The organism is Arthrobacter sp. 147(2020), from assembly GCF_013116715.1.
Classification (GTDB): domain Bacteria; phylum Actinomycetota; class Actinomycetes; order Actinomycetales; family Micrococcaceae; genus Arthrobacter_D.
In genome coordinates this window covers 33,972-55,372 of the sequence record NZ_JABFOM010000020.1, presented here as the reverse complement: position 1 = coordinate 55,372, position 21,401 = coordinate 33,972, and the positions used below count along the sequence as shown (strand labels likewise).

21 protein-coding genes are annotated in these 21,401 nt (G+C 65.9%); 11 read left to right on the top strand and 10 right to left on the bottom strand.

What is annotated here, in order from left to right:
* The first annotated feature begins 7 nt into the window (after positions 1-7).
* Both HMI58_RS14880 and HMI58_RS12895 read left to right on the top strand, forming a co-directional pair.
* Positions 8-136: a hypothetical protein gene (locus HMI58_RS14880; RefSeq protein ID WP_263971921.1), complete on the top strand. Its 129-nt coding sequence runs from the start codon at positions 8-10 to the stop codon at positions 134-136.
* A 9-nt stretch (positions 137-145) separates the two neighbouring features.
* The gene (locus tag HMI58_RS12895; protein WP_171620308.1) at positions 146-1,936 is read left to right on the top strand and encodes a glycoside hydrolase family 15 protein; all 1,791 of its coding nucleotides are present in this window, start codon (positions 146-148) and stop codon (positions 1,934-1,936) included.
* Positions 1,937-1,945: 9 nt separating this feature from the next.
* Here HMI58_RS12895 and HMI58_RS12890 read toward each other — a convergent pair whose 3' ends face one another.
* Together HMI58_RS12890 and HMI58_RS12885 are read right to left on the bottom strand one after the other, a co-directional pair.
* On the bottom strand, positions 1,946-3,580 hold the full coding sequence (locus HMI58_RS12890) for an amidohydrolase (RefSeq protein ID WP_171620306.1): 1,635 nt from the start codon (positions 3,578-3,580) through the stop codon (positions 1,946-1,948).
* A 49-nt stretch (positions 3,581-3,629) separates the two neighbouring features.
* Positions 3,630-4,130: a DUF456 domain-containing protein gene (locus tag HMI58_RS12885; protein ID WP_171584371.1), complete on the bottom strand. Its 501-nt coding sequence runs from the start codon at positions 4,128-4,130 to the stop codon at positions 3,630-3,632.
* 108 nt (positions 4,131-4,238) lie between these two features.
* Here HMI58_RS12885 and HMI58_RS14975 point away from each other — a divergent pair, with 108 nt between their 5' ends.
* Entirely contained in the window at positions 4,239-5,327 is a 1,089-nt protein-coding gene (locus HMI58_RS14975; protein ID WP_192476331.1) for a YrzE family protein, read from the top strand.
* Positions 5,328-5,426: 99 nt separating this feature from the next.
* Here the strand turns inward: HMI58_RS14975 and HMI58_RS12875 are convergent, their stop codons facing one another.
* Positions 5,427-7,535: a cytochrome c oxidase assembly protein gene (locus HMI58_RS12875; RefSeq protein WP_225668116.1), complete on the bottom strand. Its 2,109-nt coding sequence runs from the start codon at positions 7,533-7,535 to the stop codon at positions 5,427-5,429.
* Between the two features lie 109 nt (positions 7,536-7,644).
* On the opposite strand from HMI58_RS12875, the gene HMI58_RS12870 reads away from it, so the two are divergent.
* Complete coding sequence (locus HMI58_RS12870; RefSeq protein ID WP_171620304.1) at positions 7,645-8,235, top strand: vitamin K epoxide reductase family protein; 591 nt, start codon at positions 7,645-7,647, stop codon at positions 8,233-8,235.
* A gap of 64 nt (positions 8,236-8,299) precedes the next feature.
* Here the strand turns inward: HMI58_RS12870 and HMI58_RS12865 are convergent, their stop codons facing one another.
* Both HMI58_RS12865 and HMI58_RS12860 read right to left on the bottom strand, forming a co-directional pair.
* The gene (locus HMI58_RS12865; protein ID WP_171584369.1) at positions 8,300-8,623 is read right to left on the bottom strand and encodes a metalloregulator ArsR/SmtB family transcription factor; all 324 of its coding nucleotides are present in this window, start codon (positions 8,621-8,623) and stop codon (positions 8,300-8,302) included.
* Between the two features lie 123 nt (positions 8,624-8,746).
* Entirely contained in the window at positions 8,747-9,658 is a 912-nt protein-coding gene (locus HMI58_RS12860) for an SDR family oxidoreductase (RefSeq protein WP_171584368.1), read from the bottom strand.
* A 320-nt stretch (positions 9,659-9,978) separates the two neighbouring features.
* On the opposite strand from HMI58_RS12860, the gene HMI58_RS12855 reads away from it, so the two are divergent.
* Both HMI58_RS12855 and HMI58_RS12850 read left to right on the top strand, forming a co-directional pair.
* Positions 9,979-10,821: an SDR family oxidoreductase gene (locus HMI58_RS12855; RefSeq protein ID WP_171620302.1), complete on the top strand. Its 843-nt coding sequence runs from the start codon at positions 9,979-9,981 to the stop codon at positions 10,819-10,821.
* A 10-nt stretch (positions 10,822-10,831) separates the two neighbouring features.
* The gene (locus tag HMI58_RS12850; RefSeq protein WP_171620300.1) at positions 10,832-11,446 is read left to right on the top strand and encodes a flavin reductase family protein; all 615 of its coding nucleotides are present in this window, start codon (positions 10,832-10,834) and stop codon (positions 11,444-11,446) included.
* Between the two features lie 40 nt (positions 11,447-11,486).
* Here the strand turns inward: HMI58_RS12850 and HMI58_RS12845 are convergent, their stop codons facing one another.
* Together HMI58_RS12845 and HMI58_RS12840 are read right to left on the bottom strand one after the other, a co-directional pair.
* Positions 11,487-12,848: an SLC13 family permease gene (locus HMI58_RS12845; RefSeq protein ID WP_171620298.1), complete on the bottom strand. Its 1,362-nt coding sequence runs from the start codon at positions 12,846-12,848 to the stop codon at positions 11,487-11,489.
* Between the two features lie 8 nt (positions 12,849-12,856).
* On the bottom strand, positions 12,857-13,669 hold the full coding sequence (locus HMI58_RS12840; protein ID WP_171584364.1) for an aspartate/glutamate racemase family protein: 813 nt from the start codon (positions 13,667-13,669) through the stop codon (positions 12,857-12,859).
* Positions 13,670-13,836: 167 nt separating this feature from the next.
* Between HMI58_RS12840 and HMI58_RS12835 the strand changes: the two genes are divergently transcribed.
* The 5 genes from HMI58_RS12835 to HMI58_RS12815 all read left to right on the top strand — a co-directional run bounded on the left by HMI58_RS12835 (position 13,837) and on the right by HMI58_RS12815 (position 17,786).
* A complete protein-coding gene (locus HMI58_RS12835) occupies positions 13,837-14,610 on the top strand; it encodes an IclR family transcriptional regulator (RefSeq protein ID WP_171620295.1) in 774 nt (257 codons plus the stop codon).
* Between the two features lie 92 nt (positions 14,611-14,702).
* Positions 14,703-14,894, top strand: a complete 192-nt coding sequence (locus tag HMI58_RS12830) for a helix-turn-helix transcriptional regulator (RefSeq protein WP_171620293.1) — start codon at positions 14,703-14,705, stop codon at positions 14,892-14,894.
* Entirely contained in the window at positions 14,884-15,312 is a 429-nt protein-coding gene (locus HMI58_RS12825) for a hypothetical protein (RefSeq protein ID WP_171620291.1), read from the top strand. Before HMI58_RS12830 ends, HMI58_RS12825 begins: the two co-directional genes overlap by 11 nt.
* 184 nt (positions 15,313-15,496) lie before the next feature.
* Complete coding sequence (locus tag HMI58_RS12820; protein ID WP_205208161.1) at positions 15,497-16,579, top strand: acyl-CoA desaturase; 1,083 nt, start codon at positions 15,497-15,499, stop codon at positions 16,577-16,579.
* A gap of 127 nt (positions 16,580-16,706) precedes the next feature.
* The gene (locus tag HMI58_RS12815; RefSeq protein WP_171620289.1) at positions 16,707-17,786 is read left to right on the top strand and encodes a tartrate dehydrogenase; all 1,080 of its coding nucleotides are present in this window, start codon (positions 16,707-16,709) and stop codon (positions 17,784-17,786) included.
* Between the two features lie 39 nt (positions 17,787-17,825).
* On the opposite strand, the gene HMI58_RS12810 is transcribed toward HMI58_RS12815, so the two are convergent.
* From HMI58_RS12810 to HMI58_RS12800, 3 genes are all read right to left on the bottom strand, one after another.
* Positions 17,826-18,671: a CoA ester lyase gene (locus HMI58_RS12810; RefSeq protein WP_171584359.1), complete on the bottom strand. Its 846-nt coding sequence runs from the start codon at positions 18,669-18,671 to the stop codon at positions 17,826-17,828.
* 110 nt (positions 18,672-18,781) lie between these two features.
* Positions 18,782-20,125 carry a PQQ-like beta-propeller repeat protein gene (locus HMI58_RS12805; RefSeq protein ID WP_171620287.1) on the bottom strand — a complete coding sequence of 448 codons (1,344 nt, stop codon included), beginning with the start codon at positions 20,123-20,125 and terminating at the stop codon, positions 18,782-18,784.
* Between the two features lie 52 nt (positions 20,126-20,177).
* Positions 20,178-21,329 carry a glycerate kinase gene (locus HMI58_RS12800; protein WP_171620285.1) on the bottom strand — a complete coding sequence of 384 codons (1,152 nt, stop codon included), beginning with the start codon at positions 21,327-21,329 and terminating at the stop codon, positions 20,178-20,180.
* Positions 21,330-21,401: the final 72 nt, after the last annotated feature.

Below are 21,401 nucleotides of genomic sequence, written 5' to 3'. Positions count from 1 at the left end.
ACACGTCGTGCTGCTGAAGAGAATCCTGTGGACTTTGGTCCCCGTCATTGCCTCCAAGCTGTTGAACAAACGACGTGGCAACAACCAGAACACCCGCGCCAACAAGACCCGGTACGATAAGAAGCACGGCCGCTAACCCCGGTTCGTGACGGACCACAACGAGTTAGCCGACCGTCAAGACGGCTACGTCGACCTGCGATCCTATGCGGCGATCGGCGACGGCCGGACGGTCGCGCTGATCGCACATGACGGCTCCATCGATTGGTATCCCACCCCGGATCTCGACTCCGCGCCGCCTTTCGCGCGCCTGCTGGACGCCGACGACGGCGGCGCGCTGGAACTGTGCCCCTCCGAACCGTTCACCACAGAGCGCGCCTACGTCGAAGGCACCAACGTGCTGACCACCACGTACACCACCTCGTCCGGTACGGCGCGGGTCACCGACTCGCTGAACACCGGCGTGGCGGGCAGGCTCCCCTGGGGTGAGCTGGCCCGACGGATCGATGGCCTCACCGGTCACGTCCCCATGCGCTGGGCCATCCGCCCGGGCAACTGCTTCCAGACCGCCTCTCCCTGGGTGCAATCCAGTGACCACGGCGCGATCCTCCGCATCAATGGCACCGCTCTGGGTGTGCGCGGGATCAACGAGGGTGAGGTGTCGATCGAGGGCCAGGCAATCTCTGGCACCCTGACCACCAGCCCCGGCTCCCGGCACCTCGTGGGCATCGTCTCCACCCACGACGAACCGCTCCCACTCCCCGATCCGCAGTCGGTGGACGCCGGTGTGGACCGGACCATCGCCAACTGGCAGACCTGGTCCAGGGAGTTCAGCTACGACGGCCCCTACGCCGACGAGGTGCTGCGCAGCGCGCTCGCCCTGAAACTGCTGATCCATAGCCCGTCCGGATCGATCGCCGCCGCGGCCACCACCTCGCTCCCCGAGAGCAGGGCCGGCGGCAAGAACTGGGATTACCGGTACACCTGGCTGCGGGACACCGCCTACACCCTGCACGCCCTTGTACGGACCGGGGTGCGCGAAGAGGTGCACGCCGCCGTGTCCTGGATGCTGAAGAACCTTCGCACCCAGGGCCGCGACATGCAGGTCTTCACCCGACTCAACGGGGACACCCCGCAGGGCACCCGCACCCCCGACCTTCCCGGCTGGCGCGGGATCGGCCCCGTCGTCGACGGCAACCCCGCCGCGGGCCAACTCCAGCTGGGCGTCTTCGGCGACCTCTTCGACATCGTTCGGTTGTACGTCGAAGCAGGGCACGTGCTTGACCCCACCACCTCCCGCCAGCTCGCTGACATCGCCGACCAGGCGTGCGACACCTGGCAGCAGCGTGACGCCGGGATCTGGGAGCTCCCGGAGGAGCGGCACTACACCACCTCCAAGCTCGGGTGCTGGCACGCCCTGGACAGCGCGGTGAAACTGTCCGAGGCCGGCCAACTGCAGCGACCGGCCGAGCGGTGGCGCGCTGAACGCGATCGGATCCGCGATTGGGTGGAAGAGAATTGTTGGTCGGAGGAGCGCCAGAGCTACGTCTGGTATCCCGGCTCGGAGGAACTGGACGCATCAATCCTGCTCCACGCGATCAGCGGGTACGAACGCGGCCCCCGGATGTCCTCTACCATTGACGCGCTTCGCGATGAGCTAGGCGCCGGCCCCCTGCTCTACCGGTATAGCGGTATGCAGCAGGAAGAATCCACGTTTCTCGCCTGCGCCTACTGGATGGTCGCGGCGCTCGCCCTGGTGGGCCGCACCGACGAGGCAAAGTCCCAGATGGAGGAGTTACTGCCACTGGCGAACGACGTCGGCCTGCTCGCCGAGATGATCGACGGCGACGAGCGCCACGAGTTCATGGGCAACCTCCCCCAGGGGTTGAGCCACCTCGCACTCATTACCGCAGCCCTGTCCCTGGCCGACGGCGACTAACGCCCTGTCTCACAGCTGGTCGTGGGTGAACCGCCCACCCATCAGGGTTGCCACGACCTCGATGTCGGCAATCTGGTGGGTGGGCACCTCCAGCGGTGACTCGGCCAGCACCGCACAGTCGGCGAGCATTCCGGCGGCCAACATCCCCTTCTCCCGGCCGAACCCGGTGGCGTCCGCGGATCCGACGGTATGGATCCGGAGGGCTTCCTCGGCGCTGAGCCTCTCGTGCTCGGACCCAAAGACGGCGCCGCTGGACGTCAGCCGGTCGACATACGCCTGGATGGAGCGCAACGCCGTGCCGTCCGCGCACGGCCGGTCCGAGCTCCCGGCCAACCGGATCCCCGCCTCGAGGAATGACTTCGCCCGGTAAGTGAACGCAGACCTGAGCGGCCCGAGCGAGCGGGCCATCGCGTCCCCGATCGGGTGGAAGAAGGACGCCTGCGGCGCTACCGCGACGCCCAGTGCGGCCAGCGCTGCCAACTGGTCCGGCCTGACGACCGCCGCATGCTCAATCCGGTGCGGCAACCGGGCCGGTCCGTCGAGTCCCACGCGCCCCTGCGCACGAAGGTGGGCGAAGGTGTCGATCGCGAGGTCGATAGCAGCGTCACCGATGGCGTGGGCGGCGATCGACCAGCCGGCCCGATGCGCATCCACCATCTGCCGTTGCAGGGCCGCCGGTTCGTCCAGCAGGTACCCCTGGTTTAAGGATCCGGTGGCGTAGGGCTCGGTCTGGGCAGCGGTCTCACTAGACAGGGCGCCATCCAGGAAGATCTTCGCCGGCCCCAGGGAAAGGACATCGTCCCCGAACCCGCTGTACATCCCCAGCCCCAGGCCGGCACCTGAAGCGGACTCCAGTGTTTCGATCGCTGGCATCAGCTGGGCCCTGGCGTGGAGTTTTCCCGCTGCCCGGGCGTCCTGGAATGCGCCCAACTCGTCCGGCGCGTGCCCAATCCAGCCCCCACCAACCCCGGCATCGGTGAAACTGGTGATGCCTTCCCGCGCGTACCGGGCGGTCGCCCGGTCAATTGCAGCGACGAGCGTATGCCTTGGGTAAGGGCGGAGCAGGTCGAGCACCAATGCCTGAGCCGTTTCCTGCAGCAGACCGGTCGGCTCACCCGACTCGTCCCGGACCACTCTGCCACCCACCGGGTCAGTGAACCCCGGTGCCAGCACGCCGGCACGGCGTAGGGCCTCGGTATTGGCGATACCTCCGTGGCCTGAGGTCCGCCTGATAAAGAGTGGCCGTCCGGCTGCCACCCTGTCCAGGGCCGCACGGTCGGGAAACCGGCCGCCAAACCGGTGGTGATCGAAACCGCTGGCAACCAGCCAGCCGCCGTCGTCGCCCTCGGGGCGGGTCTCAGCGGACGCGTGCAACAGGGCATACACCTGGTCGAGTTCGGTCAGCGGGGACAGGTCCACCTCGCCGAGGGTGAGGCCGAACCACGCCGTGTGGCAGTGAGCGTCATTCAGGCCCGGGATGAGGACCTTCCCATGCAGGTCGATGACTTCCCGGGCCGCAAGCCCTGCGAGGTCGTCGTCGAGCCCAACAATCCTCCCGTTGAGGATGCCGAGGCTGTGCGCGGTCGGGCGGGTGGGATCCATGGTGATGATCCGGGAGTTCGTGAGGATGAGATCGAGCTGCATGGTTCGCTCCGGGCCGGTGAATAAGATCGGTGAGTTCTGAGGGTGGGCACTACACGGTGGCGAAGTGCACCCAGACGCCGATCACCCAGACGCTTCCTGCAAGCAACGCGAGGCCCAGCTCAACGAGGATGCCGATGCCTGTGGCTTTCAGCGCTGCCCCGCTGGAGGAGAGGGCGGGGGCAAACTGGCGCTGGCGGGCGAACTCGCTGGCGAACAGTCCCGCCGCAAACCCGACGAACAGGCCGACCACCGGGATCAGGAACATGCCGATCACCCCGGTGACCAGTCCCACCACCACTGAGCGGCCGGGGATCTGGCGCTGTTGCAGTTTCCGGCCGGTCAGAACGGCCCCGGCGAGCAACCCGGCGACGGCAAGTACCGCACCAACCCCAAAGGCCACCCAGCCAGCGGTGCTGGAAACCACTAGTGCCCACATCAGGAGCGAGCCGATGATCAGGATGCTACCCGGCAGGATGGGCACAATGACACCGGCGACGCCCACCACGATCAGCAGGCCGCTCAGCACGGTCATCAGGATCTGAAATTCCATAGGGAAAGTCTCTCACTGCCCGGCACCGCTCCGGTCCACGCTTGTTCAGGCCCCACGGCATCACTAAGGTTACTGATAAAGCCCTAGGGCCCGATAGCAGGAGGCACGATGAGCACGCCAGGATCCGAGAACGACTCGTCCGACAGTACAACTCCCCGCGACACCACCCCCAAGCATGCTGACGGACCATCGGATCGGCGTGATCCACGCTCGTCAACGCCCGACGACGGCGATGCCACCCAGGCGTACAGCCACGTCACCCCCTCCCGCGAGAACGACCCCGACGCTACCCAGGCGCACACCCACGTCACCCCCCGCAGCAGCGCCAGCGACCCTGCCAATGAAGGCAACAACGCCGCGGTGACCAAGGAACAGCACTACGGCGATGGACAGCCCACCGAGGTGCACCGGACCACCGACAGCGATCGCACCCGGGAGCACCGGACCCAGCCCGACGGCATGGCCGGAGCGGTCGCGACAGGTGCGGGTGCTGGCGCCGCGGCGTCACCCTCGACCAGGACCCAGCCGGTGACAGCGCAGCCGGTGAGCCACACCGCCGATCCCGACGACGCACGCTACCGGGATGCACCGGACGATCGTCCCGCCCTCCCAGCATCAGCCGAACGCGCCGCACTTCTGCAGCACGAGAAGGACACCTTCGGCGGCATGAAGTTTGGCTCGGCGTTCTTCGGCTGGCTGACCGCCACCGGAATGGCCGTCCTGCTGACGGCCTTCGTCGCCGCCGCCGGCGCAGTCTTCGGGTTGTCCACCAACACCGATCTCACCGACGCGGCAGACCAGGTCGCCGCCGATCCGCAGACGGTCGGCATTACCGGGGCGATCGTGCTCCTGGTGATCCTGCTCCTCTCGTACTTCGCCGGCGGATATGTAGCGGGCAGGATGGCCCGGTTCAACGGCGCGAAGCAGGGAGTCGCCGTCTGGCTGTGGGCGCTCATCATTGCGGTTCTCGTGGCGATTCTCGGCCTGATCTTCGGTAGTCAGTTCGACATCCTGGCGAACCTCAACAGCTTCCCCCGCATCCCGCTCAATGAGGGGAACCTGACCACGGCGGGGATCATCGCCGTCGTCGTGGCCATCGCGGCAGCCCTCATCGGTGCAGTCCTGGGTGGCCTCACCGGCATGCGGTACCACCGCCGGATCGACCGGGCGGACTACGAGAACACCACCACTCGCTAGCGAACAGCAGCACAGCGTTGTCCCTGCGCCCCGCCTGTCACCCGACAGGCGGGGCGCAGCTGTGGGCGGTGCCAGTCCCGCGACGGACGAACGGCGGGGTCACCGTCCGGACGACCGCCGTTGCAGGTTCTCGAGGTGCTGGTTGTAGGCGGTGAGCTTGGCGTCGTCGTCCCTGTCGGCGGCGCGGTCCTCGCGGACCGCGGTGCGCTCGTCGTCCTTCCGCCAGGCCATGGCGACCCCCAGGGCAAGGAGGACGGTGGGGATCTCCCCAATCCCCCAGGCGATCGCACCGCCCCGCTGCTGGTCAGCGAGCAGCGCCGCGGAATCGGTGAGCTGCAGGCTGGCCCACCAGCTCGGTGCCAGAATCTCCGTGCCGCCCAGGAGGGAAAGCCCGAAGAAGGCGTGGAAGGCCATGGTCGCCAGCAGAATGATGAGCCTGAACGGGTAGGGTGACCGGGCCGGCCCCGGGTCGATCCCAATCAGCACCCAGGCAAAGAGGTACCCGGTAATGAGGAAGTGCACGATCATGAACACGTGCCCCACGTGGGTAGACAGCGCCAGGTCGAAGACCGGCGAGTAGTAGAACCCCACCATGCTGCCCACGAAGATCAGACCGGCGACTGGCGGGCGGGTCAGGAAGTGGCTGAACCGTGAGCGGAAGAGCCAGAGCACCCACTCCCGGAGTCCCCGGCTGCCGTCGGTGCGCGGCCGGGTTGCCTTCAGCAGCAGAAGGATGGGGGCGCCGAGGACAAACAGGACGGGCGCGTACATCATAAGACCCATGTGCTGGATCATGTGCCCGGAGAAGCTGGTCCTCCCGTACACGGCGGGACCGCCACTGGTAAGCCAGATCAGCAGCGCACAGCCCGCGAGGAACGCCAGGGTGCGTGGAATGGACCAGGCGTCGCCCCGGCGCCGGATCTTGACGACAGCGGCAAGGTAGGCACCCGCGGCAACGAGGATCAGGAGCCCGATGGTCCAGTCGGGGTGCCACGACGTCATGAAGCTGGAGACGGTGAGTGGCTCCGGGAAGGGATAGCCCAGGAGGGACCGGCGCAGGTCGACGTCGGCAATCGACCCTTGCGGGACCGGCGGCGGGCTCGCCGCGAGGCCGGCGGACACCCCGATCGTGACGATCATCAGCGCGGCCTCGGATACGCCGAAGATGGTGAATGCCCGCCGGTCCTCGGGGTTGCGGTCCAGCCGGGGCAGTATTCTGCGGCGTTGATACCACCCGGCAAGGCCCAGCGCCGTGAGGCTGCTGACCTTCACCAGGACGAGGATCCCGTAGGGCGTGGCCAGGTCGGCGAAAGACCCGAGCCGGAGGCTGGCGTTGATGATGCCGGAGAACGCCACTGCCCCGAAGGCCCAAACGGCCAGCGCGGAATAGCGACGAAGAACCCGGCCGGTGTCCTTGCCCAGCTGGGATCCCAGCAGCAGCACGGCCGCGAGGCCACCCACCCACACGCAGACACTGATGAGGTGGAGGGCGAGCGAGTTCACCGCGTTGCCGTGATCATCGGACCCGGCGGCGTGCCCGGCCAGGGCCAACGGCAGGATTCCCAGCATGGCAATGCCCAGCGCGATACCGGCGCCGGTGGTGGACCGGACCATCGGCAGCATGACCACCAGGATGAGAACTGCCATCAACGCCACGAGCAGGATCTGTCCCAGCTCCAGTTCGGTAGCGAAGAACAGGAAGATGGAGAAGAAACCGGGGCTGAGCATCGACTGCCCTGCCGTATCGGCGGCGATCAGCACCAGCGAGGCGACCGACGACACGAACCAGACCCCCGCGGACCAACCCGCCCAGCGCAGGGCCTTCCACTGGGCGAACCCGATGATTGACTTGTCGCGGCCGGACGCCGGGAGCAGACCGGCGCAGAGCACCAGGAAGCCGATGGTCAGGGCGGCGCTCAAGTCCTGGGCAACGCGTGCCGCCGGACGCGCATGCACCACGAAGTCGCCCGGATCCGCCATCGTGGTCCGGTACGTCGTCAGGGCCTCGCTGAAGTACATCGCCAGGATGGCAACGGCCAGGCTGACGGGCACAGCAATCCCGAGCACCACCCGGACAATACTGCGTTCGGGGATGCCCGTTTCCGGCGACCGATCCGTGCCTGACTCATGGGCCGGGTCGGTGTCTGGGCCCGACGAAACTGGGTCCCCCTGAGGCGCCGTGGGCCCCGAATGCGTTATGCCGGTCATAGATCCTCCTGGATACTCAGTCTAGCTACTTCTACATGACGTAGAAGTATTCGCCGGGAGGTTGCTGTCCGCTTTTGCGCCCGGCCGCCGATCAGTTGAGGATGGAACCATGGAGAGCCGCACCCCTCGTTTCGCCCATGACCGGCCGTTTGGGTGGATCCTGGTCATTACGGGGCTGGTGGGGTGGCTTGCGTCCGGGCAGCTGGTCCTCGAACGGCTCGCCGTGTACGCGGACCCGAATTACGTCACCAGCTGCGATGTCAACGCCTTCGTTTCGTGTGGTGAGGTCTTCAGGACCTGGCAGGCCAGCCTGTTCGGCTTCCCCAACCCCCTGCTGGGCATCGTCGCGTTCAGTGTGGTGATCACCACGGGGGCGATGCTCCTCGCGGGGGCCACCGTCGCTAAATGGTACTGGCGTTCCCTCCAGGTTGGCGTCGTGGCGGGGATGGTCTTCACCATCTGGCTGTGGAGCCAGGCGCTGTTCGCGATCGGCATCCTCTGCATTTACTGCATGGTGGTGTGGGCGGCCATGATCGTCCTCACCACGTTCCTCACTTCACGCAACGTTCTTCGTGGCGTGTTGCCCGCAGGTGAGCGACTCCACGGGTTCCTCAGCGGGTGGACCGGCACGACGGCGGCGCTGCTGCTGATCATCACGGCCGCCAGCGTGTTCTTCCGCTTTGTCGGGGTGTTCGCCTAGCCATCCGGCGCATGATGCCATTCCGGAAGTGCAAGGGAGCGGTCGACAGCTCCCGCCAGGCTGGTCAGTTACGGCGGCGTGCGCGCGCCAGTTCCGTCCCGATGGCATCGAGTCGGCCGGTCCAGAACGCTCGGAAAGGCTCCAGCCACTGGTCGACGTCCTGCAGCGGGCCGGCTTCCACTGCGTACAGGCGGCGGGTGCCATCGCCCCGCACCCGCGCAAACCCTGCTTCCCGCAGCACACGGAGGTGCTGGGAAACGGCTGGCTGGGAAATCCCGAACTCGGTTCGGATCACCCGGGCAATATCGCCGGCAGACCACTCCTCGCCGAGGAGCAGCTCCAGAATTCGGCGGCGGACGGGGTCCCCCAGGACATCAAACGCATGCATAAGCAGAACCTATCAAAGAGTGCTTATATATGTCTAGCCTTATATAGCGCTCATCCCCGCCAGCAGCACGATTTCTCGGGCTTACGGCGGGGATGGTCGGCATCGACAAGGGGTGGCTAAGGGTTACGGCGAAGGCTTTCCGCCGTTGACGTTGAGCGTTTCGCCGACCACGTAGCTGGACTCCGACGACGCCAGGAAGACGTAGGCCGGGGCCAGTTCGGTAGGCTGGCCAGCACGGCCCAGTGGCGTGTCCTTGCCAAACTCGGGCAGCTTGTCCTTCGGCTGCCCGTCCGAAACCTGCAGTGGTGTCCAGATGGGGCCAGGTGCGACCGCATTCACCCGGATACCTTTGGGCGCCAGCTGCTCGGCCAAACCCTTGGTGAAGTTGTTGATGGCCGCTTTGGTGCTCGCGTAGTCCAACAGCGTGGAGGAGGGGCTGTAGGCCTGGATCGAGGTGGAGTTCACGATGCTCGACCCGGGCTTCAGGTGCTTCAGTGCCTCGCGGGTAATCCAGAAGAACGAGTAGATGTTGGTCTTGAAGGTCTCATCCAGCTGCTCGTCGGTGAGATCCTCAAGGCTCTCGACGGCGATCTGCTTCCCGGCATTGTTGACCAGGATGTCCAGACCACCGAGCTGCTCGGCGGCATCGTTCACGAGTGACCGGCAGAATGCTGCGTCGGTCAAGTCACCGGGAAGCTTGACGGCCTTCTGGCCGGCCTCTTCGATGATGCGGGCAATCTCGATTGCATCCGGTTCTTCTTCGGGGAGGTAGGACAGCGCCACATCCGCGCCTTCACGCGCGAAGGCAATCGCAACTGCTGCTCCAATACCGGAGTCCGCTCCGGTGATCAGGGCCTTCCGACCCTTGAGCCGTCCGGTTCCGCGGTATGACGTTTCGCCGCGGTCGGTCTGTGGTTCGAGGTCCCGATCCAGCCCGGGCTCGGGCTGATCCTGCTTCGGTGCCGAGATGCTCGGGAACCGCGTTACCGGATCCTGGAAGGTGTACTGGTCGGTGGTCAAAGTCTTGTCAGTCATCTATTTCCTCACTTGCCGTGCGAATGTACGGTCTGTGTAGACCAGCCGGGGTGTGGATGAGATGTCACAACCCCTGAAAGCTAAGCCTACTGACTATTCTATGACGTGAGGGCTGTCCGAAACAAGGTGGCGCTGGGCAACTAAAAGATCTGGGCGAAGAAACCCGCGCCGATGCTTGCCACCAGGGCGATGATGAGGAGCCAGACGATGGGCACACGGTATTTGTTGATGAAGCGCATGGTTCCCCAGTCTAGGCGAGCCCGACGAAACGCCCCTCTTCGGCGGAAATAATTCCCCTCCCCGCCACGCTGCAGATGGGTATGAACAATCTTGTGGCGGTAACTGGATCAACGGGGGCCCTGGGCGGCTCCACGGCACGTCTACTCTCGGCGGACGGGCTGCCGCTTCGCCTCCCCGTCAGGGACCTGGGCCGCGCGCCAGCACTGCCGGAGGCGACGGCCGTCCAGTGCAGCTACGCCGACAGGCCCGCAGCTGTCACAGCCCTTGAAGGGGTTCACACGCTCTTCATGGTGTCGGCAGGTGAAGCTGAGGACCGCGTGGACCAGCACCTCACTTTCGTTGACGCGGCCAGGGAGGCAGGCGTCCAGCATGTTGTGTACACCTCCTTCTTCGGCGCGGCCCCGGACGCCACGTTCACCCTGGGGCGCGACCACTGGGCTACCGAGGAGCACCTCCGCAACTCCGGGATGGCCTACACCTTCCTCCGCAACAACCTCTACCTGGACGTGCTGCAGTACTTCGCCGACGACGCAGGGGTGATCCGCGGTCCGGCGGGCACCGGCCGGCTGGCAGCGGTGGCCAGAGACGACGTCGCTCAGGTGGCAGCGGTAATCCTCAGGGACCCCGCGGCGCACGAGGGAAAAACCTACGAGCTCACCGGCCCCGACTCCCTCACCCTCACAGAGGCTGCCGCCATCATCACGGCGGAGACCGGCCGGGACGTCAGCTACCAGGCCGAATCGGTGGAGGAGGCGTACGCATCGCGGCAGCACTTTGGTGTGCCCGGCTGGCAGCTGGATGCCTGGGTCAGCACCTACACGGCGATCGCTGAGGGCGGGCTGTCCAGGGTGACGCCGACGGTGCAGGATCTCACCGGGCGACCAGCCCGGGATCTCGCCAGCGTTCTCCATCCGGGCCGCTAGGCTCAGGCATATGCGCAAAGACTTCAGTAGGGACTCAACCTCGAACCGGGACTTCTACCGCCTTCTGACCTCGACGGTGGTGCCACGGCCGATCGCCTGGGTGTCCTCCCGGTCGGCGGCTGGTGACGACAACCTCGCCCCGCACTCGTTCTTCACCATCGCGTCGGTGAACCCGCCGATCGTCCAGTTCACCTCGGTGGGCCGCAAGGACACGTTGCGCAACATCGAGGAGACCGGCGAGTTTGTGGTGAACCTTGCTCCCGAGCCGTTGTTCGAACAGATCAATGCGACAGCCACGAACTTCGACCGCGATGTCAGCGAGTTCGATGCCGCGGGTCTCACCCGCGAGCCGAGCCTCACCATTGCCACCCCGCGCGTCCTGGAGTCGCCGGTCGCCCTGGAGTGCACACTCCATCAGGTGCTCCCCATCGGGGATTGTTTCGTGGTGTTCGGCGAGGTTACCCACGCCGCAGTGTCGACCGAGGTCCTTGATGGCACCCATCCGCTGATGGACCGCCTCAAACCCCTGTCCCGGCTGGGGCGGGACGAGTGGGGGACCACCGGGGCGATCCAGACGATCAAACGCATCCCGGTGGATGAATGGCCAGGGCACTTCCGCGGCTAAACGGGTACCGCGGAAGCGCCCTGGTCAGGCCTGCGGCTGGTTAGCCGATGCCCAGCTGGACAAAGAAGAACCAGACAGCAACCGGCACGATCCCGATCATCGCGATCGCCCAGAGCAACAAGGCCCTGAAGAACATCCGCTCATCCTTGGGCTGCGCACTGGCCATCAGCAGGGCCCCGCTGGTGGACATGGGGCTCACGTCCACCACCGATGAACTAATGGAGATGGCGGTGACCACGCCGATTGGCGTCAGGAGCGGATCCAGCGCGATCGGTGTGACCACCGGGCTGATCACGCCGAGCGTGCCGGTGGTGGAGGCGAAGGCCGATACGAGGGCGACGACGTACCCGGTTACCAGGGCGGCGATGGATCCGTTGCCCAGGCTTTCAATGCCAGCCTGCAACTCGTCTAGTGCACCCATCGCTTCCAGCATCCCCACGTAGGTGACGATGCCGGTGACCAGGATGATGGCACTCCACGGCATGGCCTCCACAGCGGGTTTCTGGACGCCTGAATTGATCGCGATCAGGATGAGGGCGATGGTGAGGGAGGCCACGCCAACGTCGATCGCGAAGACGGTAGTGAGCACCAGCAGTGCGACCAGACCGAGCAGCGTGATCACCCGCATCGGGGTGACGTCCACCCGGGTGATCGGGGCGGCGGCGGTCCGGGTGGCGGTCAGTGTCCCACCGGAACCGGCGGCACCGCCGTCGACGTCGAGCCCGTCCTGGCCGGGTGTGTCATTACCAGGAGCCACTGCCGGATCGCCGGACGAGTCGGCGGGATGCTTCGCCGCGCGACGTTTCACGATGGTCTGGATCAGGGCGTAGGCCAGGACCGCGAGGAGGGCGTTGAAGAGGAAGCAATAGAGGTAGAGCTTCCAGGAGTCGCTGGAGGCACCAGCGCTGTCCAGCATCTGGTTGGACAGCACGCCAAAGGGGTTGACCGGCGAGAAAGCGCCAGCGTTGGCACCCTGCACGACGACGAGTCCCATGGCGAGGGCGCTGATCCCGAAACGGGCACCGAGCGCCAGTGCCACCGGGGCGACGATGGCAATGGCCGCCGGAGTGAACGCACCGGCGGAGGCGAGCAGCGCGGTGAGCAGGAACATCAGGACCGGCACGAGGAGCCTGCGATCGCCTGCCAGGCGTTCACACCAGTAGGCCATCAGGTCGATGGTTCCGTTGACGCGGACAATCGCAAACAGCAGGGTGGCCCCGACCAGGATGAAGAACAGCCCGGAGGGGAAGGCGCCGATCACGTCGGCGATGGGGAGGCCGGCAAGGGTGGTGCCGACAACAAAGGCGGCGACCAGGGCGATCAGGCCGGCGTTGACCTTGGTGAAGGAACCCCAGGCGAAGGCGCCGATCAGGACGAGGAATGCGATGAGTGATGGTGTCATGACCGGTCCTACTTCTGGATCGACACGAGGTCGCCAGCGAGGAGACGCCCGGCCCCGGTGATGGCAGGGGTGTGGCCCAGCGCCTTGAGGATCTCGTAGGTGGTGGCGACGGCAGCGGTGATCACGGGGACCCCTAGCTGGTCTTCGGCCGTCTGGACTGCTGCGAGGGATGGCATCTGGACGCAGGCCGACAGGATCACGGCGTCCACCCCGTCGCGGTTGAGCTTCTCGGCGATCCCCGGAAGCTGCTGGGGGTCGAGCCGGCCGACCTCGAGGTTGTTGTCCACCGAGAGACTCACGGAGTCCACCACCTCGATGCCAGCGCCCTCGATGTACTCGGCAACCAGCTGGGTCAGCGCGGGGACGTAGGGGGTCACCATGGCGATCCGCTTCGCGCCCATCTCCTGCAGGGTCCGCACGAGGGCACCAGCGCTGCTGGTGACCTCGGCGGGGTGGCCGTTCTTCTCGGCGGCACCGGCGATCGTGGCTTCGGATTCCACGTGGGCGTTGGGGCCCTGCGCCATCACGGCGACCAGGCAGGCGTACGCGATGACGTCGACGTCGGCGTCGGACACCGCTTCGGCGCAGTCGGCCGCCTTCCCTACCATGGCCGCGAGTTCCTCACGGTTGACCTTCTTCATTCCGGCCCGTGCTGAATGGAACGTGTACCGGTGACCGGTTGCTTCGGACTGTCGACGGAAGAGTTCCGGCAGCTCGGTTTCCATGGTGGTGTTCGAGCTGGGGACGATCAGCCCGATCCTGGAGGAGCCCTCGGAGGCAGCGGACGGGGAGGTTTCGCAATATTCGGCTGGGGAAGACATGGTTGTCCTTCACATCGTTGTGGGTGATCTAACTCATATAGTGAGTTCGTAACCCATATTGTGGGTTGTCTCTGCGAATGTCAAGAGAAATGCCCGAAGCCACCGGACCCCACTAAGATTGCACGGACCCGAAAAGCTCGGAGACTGATGACGTGAGGACGGCGTAAGTGACAGCCGAACAGGCAAGCGGCGCGGCCCCCATCCTGGTGCTGCGCAAGGTGAGTCAGATTCTCGAGTGCTTCACCCCTGACAACCCCGAGCCCACGCTGCAGCAGCTCGCCCGCGCCACCGGCCTTCCGTCCAGTACCTGCCAGCGGCTGGTGCAGAACATGGTCCGGGAGGGCTACCTGGACCGGGACGGCGATCGCTACCGCATCGGCATCCGAATGGTTCGCTGGGCCAGCACCGGTACGTCCGGAATGGATCTGGTTCAGCTGGTCAAACCGATTCTCCAAAACCTCCGGGACGAGACCGGGGAGACAGCCTGCCTCTACGTGCGCGACGGCGCCTTCCGCACCATCGTGGCCGTGGCCGAGACCCGGCATGTGGTGATCCGGCCCTTCGCCGTCGGGATGGTGATGCCGATCCACGCCGGGGCCCCCGGCAAGATTTTCCTCGCGTACGACCCGCGGGCACGTGAGGCCCTGACGGAATCCCAGCTCACCAGGTTCACGCCCAGCACTCCCGACAGCCTGGCGATGCTCGACCGGCAGGTGGCCGAGGCCCGCGATCAGGGATACTTCGCCGCCTTCGGCGAGCGACACGGTGATGTCGGCTCCATCGCCGCGCCGGTCTTCCGCCACACCGGCGAGCTGGCAGCGGTACTCGGCCTGGGATTTCCCACCCAGCGGGTCGGCGCCGACGACGTCGGGCGCCTCGGCCCCATCGTCAAGGATGCCGCGGACCAGGCAAGCCACGCATTGGGTCAGCCGCGACACTGACGTTCCGCCCGAAGTAAAGCACCCTTGACACGTCGTGACTAGTCAAGCACACTTGTCTACATGACAAGCGTCCTTGACCATTTCGGGTTTCAATGAGAAACGATCTCAGCGCACTGCGGCGCGCAGCGAATATCTCCCAACGTGAGCTGGGCGAGGTCCTGAACGTGTCGCGGCAGACGATCAATTCCATCGAGACCGGCCGCTACGACCCGTCCCTACCCTTGGCTATTGCCATCGCCCGCCATTTTCACAGCACTGTTGAGGAGATTTTCCATGTGGACTGATACGTACACCTCAAAGCAGAAGGCCCTCACCCTCGGCCTGGTGCTGGTTGGTCTGACCGCACTGATAGCGACCGGACTACTCCTGCAGGAATATGGTCCCGGGAACATGGGCACCGGGTTGCTGACGGGCGGCGCCGTGGGCCTGGCGGCGGCCCTGGTCGGGCTCTGGCGCATCACCAGAAGACCCGACTCCACTACCAGCTTCGAACGCGCCTGGACCCAGACGGGCGACGAGCGGGACGACGCGGTGCTGACGCGCTCGCTCGCGGTCCTGGGTCTGCTCTCTTTCCCACTCACCGCCGTCGCGGCGATTGCCATTGGACTGGGGGCGGCGGTGGAGATGGTCCTCGCGCTGCTCCTCATCACGGAGATCCTCGTCGGGGCCGTGGCGTTTGCGGTGATCAACCGGAAGAGTTGAATCGGCACAGGTGAAGCGGCCCAGATGAAACCGCGCACGGCACCGGATGCCGCCGTACTGCCACCCATGCCGTTGGGCGCATACTTGCAGGCGGCATCCAGCTAGCCCGCGTAAACTTACGGTAACCGCGGGTTTAGCAATCCCTCCGTCTGCTGTGAAGCAGCATCCTACGCAGGGACACTTATTGACTACCGCAACCTCCGGTCGCAGCGTGCGGGTTTCCAAGCCCAACGACATCGTCGCCTCCTACTCCACCCTCCTCAAGCAGGTCCGTAAGGAAGGTTTGTTGAACCGGCGACGCCGTTTCTACGTGGCGGTCTTCGCCGCACTCGCCCTGACGATGGGTGCAGCCTGGACCGGATTCGCCCTCCTCGGTGACACCTGGTTCCAGCTGCTGATCGCCGGTGTGCTGGGCATCGTCTTCACGCAGATCGCCTTCCTGGCCCACGAGGCCTCCCACCGGCAGATCTTCAAGACCCGCGGCGCGAATGACTGGTCGGGGCGCATCCTCGCTGCCGGTGTCGTCGGCATCAGCTACCAGTGGTGGATGAACAAACACACCCGCCACCACAACGACCCCAACGTGGTAGGCAAAGACCCCGACATCGAGATCGACACCATCTCTTTCATCGAGGAAGACGCCGCGAAGGCCAAGGGACTCCACGCCTGGATCACCCGGCGCCAGGGATACCTGTTCTTCCCCCTGCTCACCTTCGAGGGCATCAACCTGCACGCCAAGTCCATCGCAACCCTCTTCCGTCCCGGCGCGGTTCAGGGCCGCTGGATCGAACTTGCCCTGCTGGCCATGCGCTTCGGCGCCTATCTCGGCATCCTCTTCTGGTTCCTCCCCGTCGGCATGGCCTTCGCCTTCATCGGCGTCCAGATGGCCGTCTTCGGCATCTACATGGGCGCCTCATTCGCCCCCAACCACAAGGGCATGCCGATCATCCCGAAGAACAGCAAGCTCGACTTCTTCCAGAAACAGGTCCTCACCTCACGGAACATCCGTGGCGGGAACTTCGTGAACAACGCCTTCGGAGGCCTGAACTTCCAGATCGAGCACCACCTGTTCCCGGACATGCCCCGCCCACACCTGCGGAAGGCGGCCCTGATCGTCCGCGAACACTGCGAACGCCTCAAAGTGCCCTACACCGAGGTCGGCGTCGCCGCCTCCTACGGAGCCGTGGTGTCCTACCTCAACCGGGTAGGCCTGGCCGCACGGGACCCCTTCGACTGCCCCATGGTCAACAAATACCGGCACCAGTAGCCGGCACTTCCCCTGCGCGACGGCGGCCTCCACCAACACCTGGTGGGGGCCGCCGTCGTTCTTTATGACAGGATCGTTTTATTGACCTCTTGCCGGATCATTCTCCTGAAATGAAGGACACACACTCATGACTCTCCCGATATATCACATCGCAGTCATCGCTGGTGATGGCATTGGCACCGAAGTAATGCCCCCCGCCCAGCGGCTGCTGGAAGTTGCCGGAGCGCGGTACGGATTCTCCTTCGAGTGGGAGGAACTCGAGTGGGGCTGCGAATACTATGCGCGCACGGGCGCCATGATGCCAGAGACCGGACTGGCCCAGCTGGCCGAGTGCGATCAGATCCTGCTCGGCGCCGTCGGCTACCCCGGGGTGCCCGACCACGTGTCCCTGTGGGGGCTGCTGATCCCCATCCGCCGCGCCTTCCAGCAGTACATCAACCTGCGCCCGATCAAGCTGCTTCCCGGGATCGAGAGCCCGCTGCGCAAGGTGCCCGCCGGGGGCATCGACTTCCTGGTGGTACGGGAGAACAACGAGGGAGAGTACTCCGAGAGCGGTGGACGCCTGTACCGCGGAAGCCCGCAGGAAATCGCCATTCAGGAGTCTGTTTTCTCCCGGTTCGGAGTGGAGCGCGCCATGCGTTACGCCATTGGCCTGGCGGAACAGCGCGAGGGAAAACTTGCGTCGGCCACGAAGTCCAACGGGATCATCCACACCATGCCGTTCTGGGACGAGATCTTCCGGGAACTCGGCGCCGAGCATCCCAACCTGGAGATCTCCGAGTATCACATCGATGCGCTGGCAGCCCTGTTTGTGCTGGACCCCGCACGGTTCGACGTCGTCGTCGCCTCGAACCTGTTCGGTGACATCCTGACGGACCTGGGCGCGGCCATCATCGGAAGCATCGGCATCGCCCCGTCCGCGAACCTGAACCCGGAGAAGGAGTTCCCCTCCATGTTCGAGCCGGTGCACGGCTCCGCGCCGGACATCGCCGGACAGGGCAAGGCGAATCCCCTCGGTCAGGTCTGGGCCGCATCAATGATGCTCGACCACCTGGGCCACCAGGATGCGGGCGAGGCCATCATGGCGGCCATGGGACACGTCCTCGAAGAGACCGAGGTGCGCACCCCGGATCTTGGCGGATCGGCCAGCACTGAAGAGGTGTCAGAGGCGCTGATCAACGCGTTCAACGCCGCTGCCCCAGCCTGATCACCCGAACGCCTGGTCCGGACGGTTACCCCGTCCGGGCTAGGCGTTCCACAATCCGTACGAGTCGGCCAGGGACGAGATTTTCTGCGCCCGGGCCAACCGCGGCAGGTAGGATCCGTCTCCCACCACCGCGCCGGCAGCGTGCGCGCTCAGCAGCTCGTGGGCCCACATGATCTCCGAGTCACTCGGTGACAGGCCCTTGTTGATCGTGTCGGTGGCATCCGGCAGAAGGCACAGCTTCCCGGTCATTCCCATGGACGCCGTGACCTTGCAGGCCTCAAGCAGGGTATCGCCCAGGGCTCCGACGGTGGGGCCGTCGATCGGACCCGGCAGTTGACCCACCCGTGATGCCACCACCAGTTTCGCCCGGGCGTAGGCGAGCGCCATCGGCTCGTCGGAGGCACCGGTATCCCGACGGAAATCGCCGACGCCGAATGCCAGCCGGAAGGTGCCCGGAGCGCTGGCAATAGCCGTGGCGTTCTCGATGCCCAGCGCTGACTCAATCAGCGCGAGCACCGGGGTGCCAGCCTGCAGCCGCATGGCGGTGTGGGTGACCTGTTCGGGCTTCTCAGTCATCGCCAGCATCACCCCGCGGAGCCCGGGCGCCTTGGACAGCGCCGCGAGGTCGTCGGCCCAGAAGTCGGTTTCAATGCCGTTGACGCGGACCCACGCGGTCATACCGGTGGAGAGCGCCTCGACCACCCGCTCGCGCGCCGCCTCCTTGTCGTCCGCAGGGACGGCGTCCTCCATATCGAAGACCACCGAATCTGCCTCCGAGGTAAGGGCGGGCGCGAAGTTGGACTCGGACGCCGCTGATGCAAGCAGCCAGGAGCGGGAAAGCTTGGCAGGGAGCGCAGCAGCGCGGCTGTTTCTTAAGGAAGCCATACCAGAACACTACTGAACCGTCGGAGCCATATTCCACCGCAGCACCGTAGGCGACGTAAACACTACGAACAATTAGGCCCCCGATCCTTCAGATCCCCCGGCCTGCGCGCCTAATGGTCATCACCGTCGTGGTCGTGGTCGTCGGCGCCTGGGGATTCCGGGTCGCCGGTGACGATCGCGAGTTCGGTCGGTGTTTCGGGCAGGTCGAAGCTGTCCCGGACGGTCCCCGCGGCAATGTCCACAACGTGGAGTTGCGCGGTGGCGGCGTCGGTCACGTAGGCGAGGCCGTCAGCACCCACCTTGACGAGGGGGGCTGGGAGTTGCCACTCGGTTGGCTCCTCCCACGGCTCGACGACGTCGATCTGGTGGAGGACCTCACCGGTTTCCTCGTCGAGGACGTTAAGCTGTCCGTCGTAGGTCAGGACCAGGGCTTCGCCATCCGCACCGCGAGCGAGGGAACGGAACCAGTACGCGGAGCCCAGGTCGACGGTGGTGACGGAGTCAGCGAGGGTGTCGATCAGTCCGATGCGCGTGGGGCGTTCCAGGCTGGCATCGGGGTCGGTCTTGTAGTCGGCGAGCACTATGGACGACGCGTGGTGGCCAAACAGGTTGCCCGAGCGCTGGTAGTCCTCCTCGACGGCGACCTTGTGGAACCTACCATCCCGGTACACGACCGGACCGTTCTCGCAACCGAGCACCACGACGTCGCCGTCGGCCGTCGGCTGGGCCGCAGTCTCACCATGCACGCCCGGGCAGTCGGAGGTTTCAGCGATGACCTCACCCTCCGGGGCAAGCACCTGCACGGTATTGCGGGCGTCGGCGGTGCCCTGCGTCAACAGCAGGTCCCCGCCGCTGAGGGGCACCGCGACACCATGGTGCGCGGTGTCGGTCGAGTATTCCTGGACCTCGTCATCCTTGATTTCACTATCGCTGAGCGCTTCGGAATCCATGACGGTGATGGCTCCCGTCCCGTCCGAGAACAAGGCTGTTTTCCCGTGGTGGACCACCACATGGCCCGGCTCCGGGGCATCCACGGTTTCGTCGGTGAGTACCGGGTCGCTGACGAAGTAGTGGTTGTGGTCTCCGTGTCCTTCGACGATCAGCCCGGTGTCGAAGAGGCTAAAGCCGTCGGTCGAGCTGACCATGACATGCCTGCCGTCGCCAGCGTTGTTCAGCCGGAGGAAGCCCTCCATTTCCGTGGTGGCGAGCACCTCGCCTGATGCGGTGTCGACAGTCATCACTCCACCGTCATAGGTGAGGACCGCGCGGGGGCTTAGCGCAGCAACTTCCGTCCGGTCTGCCCCATCGGTGTCAGTCGCGTCATCGGCGGCCGACGCTGCGGCGGTGGCGGGGAGGTCCCCGGAACCGGCAGGGTCGGCGGTGGAGCAGGCTGAGAGCAGGAGGGCAGCGGCGACCGCCGCGGAGAGGGCAAAGGTGGGTTTCATATTCAGCATTCCCACACTCTAAATGCAAATGCTTCTCATTAGCAATTGCAGTGATGACCCCTTACCGGGAGCGGGCTGTGATCCCCACATGGTCGGCGATGTCCCTGCCCACCTGTTCCAGCAGGGTCGCTGCGTTGGCAATGCACCGCTCGACGTCGGGCTCCAGGTCGGTCAGGGCGAACGTGCGCTCGAATCCCGCCGTCGTGAGCTGCTCGGGGCTCAGGACAGTGCGTCCGCAGACGGCCACGGCACGGACATTGGCCGCCGCAGCGGCATTCGCCACTCCCATCGGCGTCTTGCCGCCCAGGCTCTGTTCATCGAGGCTGCCCTCGCCGGTAATCACCAGGTCCGCGTCGCGCAGCTTTGCGGCCAACCCGGTAAGTTCCAGGACGACGTCGATTCCTGGCCGGCGCCGCGCGTTCAGGACGGCGAGCGCAGCGTAGCCGACCCCGCCGGCCGCACCAGCGCCGGGTGCCGTCACCATGTCCGTTACCCCCGGTCCCGCCGCGGCCGCGAGGACACTGACGAACCGGGTCAGCGCCGCGTCGAGTTCCTCGACATCCGCCGGGGCCGCGCCCTTCTGCGGCCCGAACACCGCTGCTGCCCCCGTGGGGCCCAGCAGCGGGTTGTCGACGTCGGATGCCAGGGTGATGGAGGCGGCCTCCAGCCGGGGATCAAGACCGGCCAAATCGATCCGGGCAAGCCCGGCGAGAGCCGCACCGCCGTGCGGAAGGTCGACGCCGTCGTCGTCGAGCAGCCTGGCTCCCAGGCCGGCCAGGACGCCAGACCCGCCGTCCGTGTTGGCGCTACCGCCCACCCCGAGCACGATGTCGGTGCAGCCGCGGTCGAGGGCGAATCTGATCAGCTCTCCGGTCCCGCGGCTGGTGGCGCCGCGTGCGTCGAGGGTGCCCCCCGGCAACACGGCGAGGCCGGAGGCGAGAGCCATCTCGATGACCGCCTGCTGGCCGCGGACCGCAATCGGAGCCTCCAGTGGTTCACCGGTCGGCCCGGTGACGGTGGTGAGATGGAGGGTGAATCCGGCGGCCACAGCAGCGTCGAGGGTGCCCTCCCCGCCGTCGGCGGCTGGCACGTGGTCGATGGTGAGAACGGTGTCCGGCCCGGCTGCCGCCCGCAACCCGGCAGCCACGGACTCGGCGACCTCGGGGGCGGATAGCGAGCCCTTGAACTTGTCAGGTGCAATCACGATGCGCATAGTGCCATTACATCACTGGTGGCGTGGAGGCGGACGGTGTATGTCGTGGGGACAGGTGACTTAAAGGCAGGG